10 protein-coding genes are annotated in these 13,218 nt (G+C 54.9%); 1 reads left to right on the top strand and 9 read right to left on the bottom strand.

Going from position 1 to position 13,218, the window contains the following annotated elements:
- Positions 1-372: 372 nt before the first annotated feature.
- The 9 genes from AC3ANW_RS09505 to AC3ANW_RS09545 form a co-directional block, all read right to left on the bottom strand.
- Entirely contained in the window at positions 373-1,971 is a 1,599-nt protein-coding gene (locus AC3ANW_RS09505; protein ID WP_488344926.1) for a gamma-glutamyltransferase, read from the bottom strand.
- Positions 1,972-2,018: 47 nt separating this feature from the next.
- On the bottom strand, positions 2,019-2,543 hold the full coding sequence (locus AC3ANW_RS09510) for a GNAT family N-acetyltransferase (RefSeq protein ID WP_488344927.1): 525 nt from the start codon (positions 2,541-2,543) through the stop codon (positions 2,019-2,021).
- A gap of 8 nt (positions 2,544-2,551) precedes the next feature.
- Positions 2,552-3,982 carry a 4-hydroxyphenylacetate 3-hydroxylase family protein gene (locus AC3ANW_RS09515; RefSeq protein WP_488344928.1) on the bottom strand — a complete coding sequence of 477 codons (1,431 nt, stop codon included), beginning with the start codon at positions 3,980-3,982 and terminating at the stop codon, positions 2,552-2,554.
- Positions 3,983-3,985: 3 nt separating this feature from the next.
- Positions 3,986-5,338, bottom strand: a complete 1,353-nt coding sequence (locus AC3ANW_RS09520) for a 50S ribosomal protein L11 methyltransferase (protein ID WP_488344929.1) — start codon at positions 5,336-5,338, stop codon at positions 3,986-3,988.
- Position 5,339: 1 nt separating this feature from the next.
- Positions 5,340-6,554: a hypothetical protein gene (locus AC3ANW_RS09525; protein WP_488345392.1), complete on the bottom strand. Its 1,215-nt coding sequence runs from the start codon at positions 6,552-6,554 to the stop codon at positions 5,340-5,342.
- A gap of 581 nt (positions 6,555-7,135) precedes the next feature.
- Complete coding sequence (gene mltB, locus AC3ANW_RS09530; RefSeq protein WP_488344930.1) at positions 7,136-8,242, bottom strand: lytic murein transglycosylase B; 1,107 nt, start codon at positions 8,240-8,242, stop codon at positions 7,136-7,138.
- 9 nt (positions 8,243-8,251) lie between these two features.
- Positions 8,252-10,294: a transglutaminase TgpA family protein gene (locus AC3ANW_RS09535; protein WP_488344931.1), complete on the bottom strand. Its 2,043-nt coding sequence runs from the start codon at positions 10,292-10,294 to the stop codon at positions 8,252-8,254.
- Complete coding sequence (locus AC3ANW_RS09540) at positions 10,288-11,277, bottom strand: DUF58 domain-containing protein (protein ID WP_488344932.1); 990 nt, start codon at positions 11,275-11,277, stop codon at positions 10,288-10,290. Before AC3ANW_RS09540 ends, AC3ANW_RS09535 begins: the two co-directional genes overlap by 7 nt.
- Entirely contained in the window at positions 11,274-12,194 is a 921-nt protein-coding gene (locus AC3ANW_RS09545; protein ID WP_488344933.1) for an AAA family ATPase, read from the bottom strand. Before AC3ANW_RS09545 ends, AC3ANW_RS09540 begins: the two co-directional genes overlap by 4 nt.
- 42 nt (positions 12,195-12,236) lie before the next feature.
- On the opposite strand from AC3ANW_RS09545, the gene AC3ANW_RS09550 reads away from it, so the two are divergent.
- Positions 12,237-13,190 carry a histone deacetylase family protein gene (locus AC3ANW_RS09550; protein WP_488344934.1) on the top strand — a complete coding sequence of 318 codons (954 nt, stop codon included), beginning with the start codon at positions 12,237-12,239 and terminating at the stop codon, positions 13,188-13,190.
- Positions 13,191-13,218: the final 28 nt, after the last annotated feature.

Genomic DNA, 13,218 nt, shown 5'->3' on the forward strand with positions numbered 1-13,218 from the left:
CCTTTCGATTGACTCCGATTGCTCCAACAGTCCCTATTCGCGCAATAAATTTCAATTCCATACTACTTGATTTATATGGCGAAGACCAATTGCAAGAATGGAATACACTGGTCGTGTCCCATTTTGTGGTGTAAACCTAGCCGTCTTGGCTGATCGTACTGATAGGCGTTCGTTGATCGGATTTGTTTCAATAAAAACGATCGCTCGACAAACTATTTGCATATATTTCGTGATTTTCTTGATGAATAACTGGCCGCTTCGGTAGATGCTTCTGGCTGATTAAAGTTGTGTGCAATTCAATGGGTGCTTTTTACAATCGCCGCATAATGCAGCGAGTTTGTTTAAGCAAGAAAATTTTGATAAATGGTTTGCTTATCTAAAATCGTTTAGCGGCTGTCGTTCAGTTTGCCCAACACAATCGCCCCAAGGCGAAGTGATTTCGGTGCATCCTATGTTTAGACTGCCGCGTCGTAGAACGCCTGCTGGGCACCCAAACAAATATGGGAAAAATGTGCGCGGTCCAGTGTCACAATTAAATTGTGACTTAAGTTTAAGAATTACGTCTGCGCCAAGGGAAGAATCTACGATTACTTGATTAAGATCGCTTGCGTCTATTCGTTTTTCTTGAAATGCGTCTCCTAGAGCCATCTCATAATCAAGCATAAATGACAATAGTTGAGTCAATGCACTTACGATTTTTCTACCCCCAGATGCGCCTATTGCAAACATTTTACCGTCTGTAGATTCTCCTACTATTGGGCAAACATTCATTAGACATGACTTACCAGGCGACAAGGAATTTGGTAATCCTTGTTCTGGATCAAACCACATTATTCCGTTATTTAGCAATATTCCAGTTGATGGAGAGACAACCTGCGAGCCGAATACCGAAAGAAGTGTCTGCGTCACCGAACACATATTGCCCTGTTTGTCCACCACGGAAAAATGCGAGGTACATGCAGGTGCATTGGGCGCATCTAAGTCGCCCATAAAATTTAGCCTGTCTTTATAGGCTTCTCTAATCGCTTCTGCATATTTTAAGTAATCGTCTGCACCAGGTTTTGAGTTCTTCGCTTCCCAGTTTTCTTGAAGATAATTGAGAGCATTTGAGAGTGTCGGTCCACCCGTAAGGCCCGGCGTTGCGTAAATACACGCATTGCGATATTTGACGATTAGCGGTGCAGCTAGGTACGCTTTGTACTTTTTAAGATCGGTAGAGGACAGGTATCCGCCTTTGTCTCTTATATCCTTTACTAGCGAATTAGAAACGTCCCCGCAGTAAAGTTCATGGCATCCATGTCTGCCTATCATTTCCAAAGTATCAGCGAGCGCGCTTTGATTTAGTCTTCTGGTGTTTTCGCGGGCCCACCCACCGATGATTGGCCATTTCCCGTCATCGAGGAACAAATTGGCCGCATCTTTGTCTAAAGATAAACTGCGTGCTACGGACGAAATTAATAACGAAGAATACCAATCTACTTCCATACCACTCTTGGCTTCTGCAACGGATGGCGCAACGACCTCATTCCATGGAAGTTTCCCATAATTTGAATGTATCAACTCCATCCCGGCCGCGAGACCTGGCGCTGCGATTGATTTGGGACCTCGCAAATTAATGTCACCGACTACGGATTTCCACCCGAAAAGGTCATTTTGGCGAATGTCTGAGTTAACTTTGAAGTCTTCAATAAGAAGATCTCGCGGTGATTTAAGTCCAAAATTGCAAGTGATTGGTTTTTTTTCACCTGCGCGCCAAAGAACCATAGCGCCTCCTCCACCGATGCCGCTCATCCATGGCTCAACCACACCTAATGCAAAAGATGTTGCAACCGCTGCATCCACAGCATCGCCGCCTGCATCCAAAACAGCAGCCCCAATCTCAGCGGCCCTACGATGTTGCGATGCAACAATCCCACCTCGACTGCTCACGGTGTGCTTATTAATAACTTGGCTGTGTGAAAAATAATTCAAAAGGCGCTCCAAACCCAGTATTTCAAAACACTTATTTTATTAATATTTTAAGTTTTTACTAGTTTTGATTTTTCCATGTCGACCGAAAAATATTTTTCGGAGTATGGCATCGAACCATCATTCATTTCACGTACTCTTCCATCGTGAATAAATCCGAAGCGATCAAAATAGTGGTGAGCACGATGGAAGCGTGAATCAGACCAGAATTCAACTTTTTTTATGTTCAGTTGCTTCGCTGTGTCAATAGCCCAGTTCATAAGGATGTTCCCCCAAGAAGTCCCCCTTAGGGAGGGGGAAAGATAAAGTCGCTTGAATGTGCCGATTCCGCCAGCTCCAGGTACAACTGCATGACTGGCAACAATGGTCCCATCTCCAGCTTCAAGAACTACGAATACAGCTCCTTTATCGAAATAGTTTTGGTTGATGTCTAAGAGGTCTGCATCCGCGTCCAATGTATTAAGTTTATCGCCGTATTCTTGGTAAACCCCATCTATTAAACGGCATATTCCGAGAGAATCTTTGCTTTCCGCTAGACGCAGGGTGTGGTTTCCGATTGAAAATGGAATATTCATGACGTAAGTTAGGCTGAAAGAAAATTCTTGACTCGAGATTTGTATATATCCTTTGGATACTCACTCTGGAAAGCGATTGTGAGACGTCCGGGATCGCCGGAATAAAACAATTCGTAAAGTAGGTGTCGTGATCCAAATTCGGTCGCACTTAAGTCCCAGGCTAACCTTAGCAATTTAACCCTATCGGTTGAACTTCCGAGTGCGCCGCGGCAATATTGGTCCGTAAATTTTGCGAGTGGGCCCTCTAATTGGTTAAATGAAGACGGATTTTGCATAAGTCCCCCACCCCCAAGACGCTTAATCAAATGAATCAATTTTGGGTAAATTGCAGGCCCTATTAATCTTCCTGCTTGGAGTGGCGGCAAATGTGGGTACATATAACCTTTGCTTTCTCCGGCATTAAATTCAGAGGCGCATATAAGGGCGCGTAGTTGCTCAATCTGGCATGCGCAATCACCGAGAGCTTCTTGTATGGCCGGTGCATGACTAATGCCAATCGATTCCGCCATAAGATTGAGAAGACCGTAAATAAACTCAATCTTGACGACTAGCCTAATGTTAGTTTGATGAGCTGTTAGCGCGCGGGCTTTGGTTTGAGATATATTTTTTAATCTTTCTACGTCGCGGTACACAAATACTTTTTCCCATGGAACAAAAACGTTATCAAAAAATAGTACAGAGTCGATTTCATCAAATTTAGAGCTTAACGGATAATCGTGGACGTTCAAATGTGTGGGGCAAAAAGAATTTCTGCAAACGATTTTTAAGCCGGCAGAATTTGTTTTTACTGAAAAAGCGTGGGCTACATCAATTTCTTTTTCTGATTGAGGGACAGGGAGAGGCCAAACAATTATTTCGTCTGCGATTGCGGCAGAGGTTGCAATTGTTTTCACTCCCGTCACATAAATTCCTGACGAGTCTGAATTTAAACATTTTAAAATAGCGGACTCATTTAAATTTCCTGTCCTATTTGTGCTTCTATCAATTTGCGGATCAACCAACGCATGAACTAGGAACAAATCATTTTTTGCGCAATCGTCGTAAAAGTTGGAGACGTTTTTTTGATAAAGCGGATCGAAGAACTCCAGATTCATTTTCCACGCGGTAAGCATGGCTGCAACGTAATCACCCGTTCGCCCCATCATTCCATTTGACTGGCGTGCCCAGTGCTCGATTAGTGCCCGTCTAGCAGCTATGTCTGCATTGCTTTTCGGTCTAAGATACGAATTGCCAACTAATTCGCCGAGGGCTTCGTTCCAATGAGTGATTGATCCCTGTATTTCAGGGGAATGTTGATCTTCGTATAGGTTCGCGATGTGTTGAATAGAGCCGGAAAAGGCGGGATGTGATTCAAGTTCTTCAACTTGTTGACCCTCATACCAGACTTCACGGCCATCCTTCAGCGATTCTTTGTAATTTTTAGCAGTTCTGAGGCCCATATCTTAAACTTTCAATGAATCGATTAACATAACGGTCAAAGAGTATAAGCACCTTGCATTAATTGGATCTTCTTTAAAGCTTTTGTTAAAAACAGTGTTTGTCGCTTCGCGTAAAGTTGCACCAGTGTTCATGCATGTGATTAAAGCGTCGCATTCAACGAGGGGTGCAAGGAGATAGTCTTCGATCTCTAATTCCCACAGGCCATCAGGAAGAATTCCGAGTTTTGAGATATATTTTGCGGTGAGTTTTTTGTGATCGTATTTGGACGTAGTGCTTTTTGAATCTAATGTAACGTCGCCGTATTGATATACAGGAAGTGATTGAAATTGCGCTTTACCATCAAACGAAATTACTGAGCTGCATGTATAAAAATAACTCGAATTTATGCTTGTGTTGTGCTTGTCAAATTCAGCCAAAAGCTGTGTTGGAGTGTAAGACTTGTTTAGTGGTGCGGCCCAGCGGGTAGATATTGCAGCTCTAATTTCGATAGGAATTCTAGAATGCTGGACAAATCTTATGGAGCAACCCGTTCGTTCAACCATTTCTTTCAGTAAGAGTTCTGAAAAAGGTGATTTATCTGTACCGATGGACTCAAATTTGTGGAATATTTGTCCTTTTTGTTCAATTGATTTTTCTGCCAATTTAAGGGCTGACTTTGATATCGATAAACCGTCGGGGCCGCCATTCCCAGCCGGCGAATATTCAATATGAGGTGGGATTGGAACGCCAGGCGTATTGCCTATAATGATTCCATATTTGTTATTTGTTTGGTAGGTCGTTAGATCGCTATTTATGACATGGATCTTATTTGATGCGCTGTTTAGCGTTGCGGTTATGTGGATCGCTTCGCAACTAATAGGATCGATCTCGATCGCATCGACATAATTTGATATTTTGCTTAGTGCGACACACGATATGCCAGATCCTGCGCCAAGATCTAATGCTTTATCGCACGGTCGTGCATTTGAGAGCCAATCTACAAAGTGTAGTGAATCTTCGCCGATATATACGCTCGAATCCCGGCCTGATTTAGGTGTATCTGTGACCGCAAAAATACCTTTGTACGACGTCATGCGCCATTTTCCTGGCACGAAACTATTTCCTTTCTCTTCCATAAATCTTGCTTTGACTAGCATCTCTACAAGAGTCTGGTTTAACTCGGGGTGCCGTTGGGCAGTCTTTCCTTGATGAAGAACCTCAATTAAAGAACCAACTGCTGTGCTAGTTATGTATTCAGGCAGCGCTGATTCAACGTATGCAGCGTAAGGGTGAGCTACTGCCGCGCGTGCTGCATCTAAGACGGCTGCAAAGCCGATTTCATGGAGGGCAGAATTTAATTCGTTGTTTGCTTGCATTTTAGTTTTTTGTAGTTAGATTGGTTGTCTGAAGCTTTTCAATTATTTTCTCAATTGCTACAGCTGCTGGTGTATCTAACGTGCTTTTGAGGTATCTATCGATGAATTCCGCAGTATCATCTAAGTTTCCATTTAGGATCGAGTTGGTGATGCTTCTGCACAAATTGAACACGCCATTTTTGATGGATTCAAGTGTCCATGTTATTTTCCCGGCGGCGTCAATGGTAATGTGCTTGTTGAGAATGAAATATTTTATTTCGAAATAAGCAGCCTGGCTGTCGAAAAAATACTTTTGATCGCGCCTCAGATAATTCAATATTTCGCACATAAATCCATACACGACGGCATTTTGGTCTAGCCCAAAATCTTTTGTAATGGGTTTTGTTAATAGGCTTGCCAAGCCAAAGCTATCAGCTACGATTTCGCCGAGCACCGATACATATTCAGATCCAAATCGTCTTTTAACATCGGCCCAATTTGTTGACTCTCCGAGTATGGTGTGCGAGATGTCATGTGCTCTTAGCCACAGAAGCTGATTCCGAAACATGTCTTCTGATCGGTTCCAGTGCTTTGCGGCGTCGATGTATTCGCGACCTAAGAGCATGCTCATGCTCTCAAATCGGGAGCGATAACTATCGACAAATAGTATTACTATATTTTCCTGGCCGATAGGGTGGCCATGGTCTTCCGGAAAGAAGTAAGCAAAATGGTAAGGCGGTATCGCAGCCTCACCTCCCCTTGCGATTGAGTTCGTACATAAAAATTCGGGTGGGGCAGCGAAGGTCGTATTGTGTACACCGAGTTCGATCTTTAATGAAGAACTAAATGTGCTTAAAAAAACTTCGTCGAATCGTTTGACTAAATCATTGTTTTTTCCATCCAACTCCGACAGGAAAAATGAATGAAGTGGTTTTTCGCTTTTGTTGCGCCAAGTCCCGAGGCCACCCCAGTGGATAATATATTTTTGATCAGATTCTGATGAGCTGAACTTTATGTTTGTATATAAGGAATTAAAATTTACATCGTTGTCTAATCCCGTTATTTTTGGGGCAAGAATTCCATATTTTTCGGTTAGGCGTATTACTGATAATTGTGCTTTTTTATAGATATCTTCAACTACGCTTTTGTTTGAATATATTCCATCAACGTTTTGTAATGCACGAAGTGCATCGCTTAGAAGAGCAACCTCTTGGCATAGGTGATCGCTCCTAATTATCGACTACGCTGCTGTGGGGGGGTCTATTAAAATGCCTGCGACAGAATGGTCTCGGTAGTTGCCGTGTGGCCATAAATTTCTATTGCCGTATTGGTTTAGCTTAAAACTATGTTGGCGATGGTTGTCTATGCTTATTTTTTTCTTTTCAATTTCACTCAAGGTCTATCTCCACGCGCCATTGACGGTTGACTTGCACCCGTTGGGTAATACCTCGTCCCCGGAATTTGGCGGGTCGCCGACCAGGACAACTTTACGCTCCATGTACGTTGACTGCCAGTTTTCCGGACGACCGCATTTCAGCCGCTCTCAACTCAATTTCCATGTTCTGCATCTTTCATAAAGTGACGAAAAATAACGGAGTCAGGACTGTAGACGCCGCAGTCAACCGTTGAAAAGAATATTTTGTGGGAAAGTTTTGCAAACGCTGCAAAATATTTTTAATATCTGGATTGCAGGGGTAGGCATATTGATTATGGATACCTCCGCGCCACGCAGCGCAGAGCCAGCGCAATCAGCGCAGCTTTAATCAATAGGGGAATCCAGCTTCTGCCAGACTTGGCTAGGGCTATCGAGCTACTGTCTTACCGCGCAGCCGCCACCGCCGCACCCAGATCCAGAACCGCCATCGCGTAATAACTCGACCAGTTGTACCGGGTAATCACATAGAAATTCTCGGTACCGGCCACGAAACTCGGTGCGTCATCTCCGTTTTGCAATTCAATCAACGCCAGCGGGCCGGCATGTTGCAAGGCCGCCCCTTCCAGAACGGCGCCTTTCGCCATGAAGGCGGCAGGACTGAAAGTCGGCAGGATGTCCGGCGCCAGCAGGCCATCCAGGTCCAGCCGGCCGGCATCGAAGGAAACCGGATAAACCGCCGGCATGCCGGTCTTCCAGCCGTAGCCCTTGAAGTAGCTCGCCACCGAGCCGATGGCGTCCTGCGGGCTGTTGAACAGGTCGATCCGCCCATCCCCGTCGAAGTCGATGGCCCATCGCCCCCAGCTGGAGGGCATGAACTGCGGCAGGCCCATGGCGCCGGCGTAGCTGCCCCGGGCGGTGTCCGGGTCCAGGGTGCCGCGCTGGACCATGGTGACGAACTGCTCCAGCTCGCCGCGGAAGAAGTCGGCCCGTTCTTTCGCTCTCGGATGGGCGGCGGGGAAGTCGAACGACAAGGTCGCCAGCGCGTCCAGGATGCGCACGTTGCCGATCTGCTGGCCGTAGATGGTCTCCACGCCGATGATGCCGACGATGATTTCCGCCGGCACGCCGTATTGGGACTCGGCGCGTTCCAGGGCGGCGCGGTTCTCGTTCCAGAAACGCACGCCTGCGCGGAGGCGGATGGGCTCCACGAACCGGCTGCGGTACAGGCGCCAGTTCTTGGCGGTGCCCTTGGTCGGCGGCAACACCAGCTTGGGAACGTAGGGCAGAAAACCCGCCTGGCCGATGATTTCGCGGGTCCACGCGGCATCGAAGCCACGCCGGTTGGCCAGGTCGTCGGCAAACCGCATGGCGTCTTCACGGCCTGCATAACGGACCAGCGGCGCGGCGGGCTTGGCGGGTGTTTTGGCCTTTGGCGGATGCAGCGGCTTGTGCCCCGAGGCCGTGTTGGCCCGTGCGATGAGGGGGAGGGCGCTCGAGGCGATGGCGGCGGCCGCACGGAGCAGGGCGCGGCGAAGAAGAACAGAGGTCATGGAGCTTTTTCAGGACACGGCGGGCGGCCAGCGCAGGCCGCGCATTTCTCGAGCCAGACGACCCAGCGCAGCGCGGCGTTCGTGATCGGCGGCAGGGGCATAACGTTGGGTTTCCAGGCGCAGCAGCCAGTCGGCGACAGGCCGTGCGGCTTCACCCCTCTGCTGCAACAGTTGGCGTGCCAGGGCGCGGGGCGGTACGGCTTCCGACGACGGCAGGCCACGCCGTGCCAGGCGGCTGCGAGCTTGCGCATACAGGCGCAACCAGGGGTCCCGGCGGCGTTGCTGCAGGGCCTGCCAGCCCAGGCCGCCCAGCAGTGCCACAAGCACGAGGCTGCCCAGCACACGTGCCATGCTGGACCAGTCGGGATCGCTGAAACCCAGGCGCTTGAGCAGGTTCAGCTGGCGGTCTTCGGTGTAGTTGAGCACCCACTGGTTCCAACGGTCGTTGAGGGCTTCCCAGGTGAAACGCAGGCGGGTGGCCCAGCCCCTGCCGCCCCCCAATACCTGGCCGAAGACACCCGGTGCCGCCTCGGCGCGGAATTGCTGCAGCCTTTGAGGCGCAACCGATGCGGTGGGGTCGACCCTGACCCAGCCCTGGTTTTCGATCCACACCTCGGTCCAGGCGTGGGCGTCGCTCTGGCGCACGGTCCAGACGCCGTCCACGCTGTTGATGGCGCCGCCCTGGTAACCCGTCACCACCCGGGCCGGCACGCCGGCGGAGCGCATCAGGACGACGAAGGCCGAAGCGATGTGTTCGCAGAAACCGGCCTTGCGGTTGAACCAGAACTCATCCGCCGTATCGCGGCCGTAGACGCCCGGTTCCAGCGTGTAGCTGTAGCCCCCCGTGCGCAGGCGGGCCAGCACCGCGTCGACGAGGGCGGATGTGCCGCCCGCGGTTACGGCGGGCTCGGCCAGCAGTTGTGCGGCCAGTTGGCGGGTGCGCGGGTCGAAGCTGTCGGGCAGGCGGGTGAATTCGGCCAGCGACCTTTCGATGCTGCGCGGGCCGTGGGTGAAATCGGGATAGGCCACTGCGCGGTAACGCTGCAGCTGGGTGAGTGGCCGCGACGAGATCCATTGCAGTTCGGCACTCTGGAAACCGTCGGAGCCGTCGGGGCGGGCGGGCGTGGCGTCCAGGGCCAGCAGCCAGTGGCGGCCGCTGGGTTCGAGGGTGGTTTCGTATCGCAGGGCTTCACCCCGCACCTGCAGGCGTGAGGGTGGATACCAGCGCGGCTGCACCCGGCCGTTGATCTCTTCACCGGCCGGTGTCCAGTTGCGGCCGTCGAAACGCGACAGCACCGGGCCGCGGAAATACAGGTCCTGTTGCGGCGGCGAGGCGCCAGCGGCCAGGTCGGGGAAACGGATGCGCATGACTGGCGAGCCGTCCTGGGCCAGCGATGCGATGGTGCCGACCCGCATCTCCTGCGAAAGGCCGGTGCGGCCGGCCTCGGTGGGGCCGGGCACGCCCCACAGCGGCGAGATGCGGGGGAAGAACAGGAACAGAGCGGCCATCAGCGGCGCGCCATAGAGCATCAGCCGCGCCGCCACCCGGCCGGCCTGGGCGATGGTGGGGCGGCCCACCGGCATGTGCGCCTGCACCAGGGCGGTCATCAGGCCGAACAGCCCCAGCGTTGCCATGAAGGCGAGCGGCAGCGCCTGCGAATACAGGAAGTTCATCAGCAGCACGAAGAACCCGAGGAAGAACACCACCAGCGCATCGCGCCGGGCGCGCAGTTCGAGTGTCTTCAGGGCCAGCAGCAGGATGGCCAGGCTGATGCCGGCCTCATAGCCGGCCAGGGTGCGAAAACGTACGAACACCGCGGTCACCGATACGGCCAGCATCAGCACCCGCAGCGCCGGGCGCGGCAGCGCGGCCGAACGCCAGGCGAGCAAGGCCCGCCACAGCAGCATGCAGCCGGCCAGCGCGCCCACCCAGGGCGGCAGTTGCAGGCTGAGCGGGGCGATGATCCAGGCCAGTACGGCCAGCAGGAACAGGGTGTCGCGGCTGTCGCGCGGCAGCTTCCCGAAGGTTTGGAGAGGAGCGGTTTTCAGCATCGCGCCAGCGCCTCCAGGCAGCGGTGACGATGGGCTGCGCCCTGGTCGGGGGCGATCTCCACGCCTGGCAGGCGCAGGCCGTAGGGCTGGCCCAGCTGGTCCGCCGCGACCACCCAGGCGCACAGGCGCGACAGGCGGCTTTCCAGGTCGGGCGCGCCGGTGTGCTGAATGTCGAACCAGAGATCGTGCTCGCTGGGCTGGGCGGTGTCGCGGCTGGTCAGGTCGCCGATACCGGCGGCAATGGCCCGGGCGGAGAGTTTCCACACCACCTGTCGCAGCGGGTCGCCGCGGCGGTAGGGGCGCACGCCTTCGGGATCGGTGCCGGTATTGAGCATGGCGCTGGTGTGCGGGGCACTGCCTTCACGCGGGGCTCCCGGCGGCAGCGGCGGGGCGGGTTGTTCCGGCCGGGGGTAGACCAGCAGCTCGGCGGCTGGCCGCCACACCGTCCAGGCGCGGAAAGCGCCGATGGGAAAACGTGTTTCGGCTTCGATGGCGGGCAGCGGATGCTGCCCCCGGCCAGGTGGCGTCCAGCCGACCGACAGGCGGGCTCGGCCGCCGGCCGGCACATCGGTCAAGGCACGTTCCGCCTGTCCACGCAGGCCGACGGCGATGGCCGGACGTGGTTGCTGGCCTTCGTCGGCGATCTCGACCTCCAGCGCGGCGGCGCTGCCGGCGAACACCGGCGCCGGCTGCAGCAGATGCAAGGTGGCGCCGCGCAGGGTGGCGTGGCCCACATGCATGGCGGCTACCGCGCTGCCGCCCAGCAGGAAGGTGAGCAGATAACCCAGGTTGAGCTGGAAGTTGATGGACGCGATCAGCAACACCAGCAGTACCAGGGCCAGCGTGGCGCCGGCTCGCGTCGGCAATATGTAGACGTTGCGCTGTGTCAGCAACTGGGTGTCCTGCCGGCGGGTGCGCGAGAAGATCCAGCGCGAGACCCGGCCGGCCTCCGGGTCGGAGGGCCGCAAAGACTGCGGTGTCACGGCAAGGGCACCGCCTCGGCCATTGCGCGCACCTGCTCGATGGCACCGCGCCCGGCACCACTGACCGGCACCAGCCGGTGGGCGATGCACTGTGGCAGCACCGACTGGATGTCGTCCGGCGCCACGTAGTTGCGGCCGGCCAGCAAGGCCTGCGCCTTGGCGGCCCGGAGCAATGCCAGGCCGGCGCGTGGCGACAGCCCCTGCAGAAACCAGCGGCCCGATCGGGTGGCGGCGATCAGTGCCTGCAGATAGTCCAGCAGCGCGTCGGACGCATGCACCGACAGCACTTCCTGCTGCAGGGCGTTGAGCTCATCGGGCGTCAGGCAGGGCGCCAGGTGGTCGACCATGTCGCGCCGGTCGCCGCCCGCCAGCAGCACCCGCTCGGCGGCGCGGTCGGGGTAGCCCAGCGAGATACGCATCAGGAAGCGGTCGAGCTGCGATTCGGGCAGCGCGAAGGTGCCCAGCTGGTCGTGCGGGTTCTGCGTGGCGATCACGAAGAAGGGTTGGGGAAGGGCGCGGCTGTCGCCTTCCACGGTCACCTGTTTTTCTTCCATCGCCTCGAGGAGGGCGCTCTGGGTCTTGGGGCTGGCGCGATTGATCTCGTCGGCCAGCAGCACCTGGGCGAAGACCGGACCGGGATGGAACACGAAGGTCTCGGCGCCGCGTTCGTAGACCGACACGCCGATGAGGTCGCTGGGCATCAGGTCGGCGGTGAACTGCACCCGTGAAAACTGCAGGCCGAAGGTGCGTGAAAGCGCATGCGCGAGAGTGGTCTTGCCGACTCCTGGAACGTCCTCGATCAGCAGGTGGCCGCCGGCCAGAAGACAGGCCACGCAGTCCCTGACCTGGTCGGCCTTGCCGACAATCACCGTGTTAAGCTGGTCCAGCAAGGACTGGAGTTTCTGAGGTGTCTGCATGGCGCCGACGTTAGCCGAAAAAAGAGACATCGATCTAGCCCCATGAACAAGACCGGTTACTTCAGCCATCCGGCCTGCCGCCGCCACGACATGGGCCGCGGCCACCCCGAATGTGCCGCGCGGCTCGACGCCATCGACGACCGCCTGCTGCTGACCGGCGTGCTCGACGCGCTGGAGCGGATCGAGGCCCCGGCCGCTCAAGATTCGGACCTGCTGCGCGCCCACACTCCCGCTCATCTCGAATACCTCCGCACGCTCGATGCAAGGCTGGCATCCGACGTCGCGGCCGGCGGCCCGGCGCATGCGGCCATCGACCCCGACACCAACCTGTGCAGCCACACGCTCGAGGCAGCGCTGCGGGCGGCCGGTGCCGCCATCGCCGCCACCGATGCCGTCGCGGCTGGCGAGTTGTCCAACGCCTTCTGTGCGGTGCGGCCGCCCGGCCACCACGCCGAACACGACAGGGCGATGGGTTTCTGTTTCTTCAACAACGTCGCCATAGCCGCGCTGCGCGCGCTGGAGGTACACGGACTGCAAAGGGTGGCGGTGATCGACTTCGACGTCCACCACGGCAACGGCACCGAAGACATCCTGGCAGGCGACGAGCGGGTGCTGATGGTCGGCCTGTTCCAGCATCCGTTCTTCCCGTTTTCCGGCACCGAGGCGCCGGCCGACAACATGCTCAACCTGCCGGTGCCGGCCTATACACGCGGTCCGGCCATTCGCGAGATGGTGTCGCAGCAATGGCTGCCTCGGCTGGATGCCTTCATGCCTCAGATGGTCTTCATCAGCGCCGGTTTCGATGCCCACCGCGAGGACGAACTGGGCCAGTTGGGTTTGGTCGAAGCCGACTTCGCCTGGATCACCGAAATGATCCACGGCGTGGCTGCCCGGCATGCGGGCGGTCGCATCGTGTCCTGCCTCGAGGGCGGTTATGCCCTGGACGCGCTGGCCTGCAGCGTCGAGGCCCATGTGCGCGTATTGGCCGGGGTTTAATGGGTCGAAACGATTCACGCGCCATCCG

The organism is Xylophilus sp. PBN-3R (genome assembly GCF_057747805.1).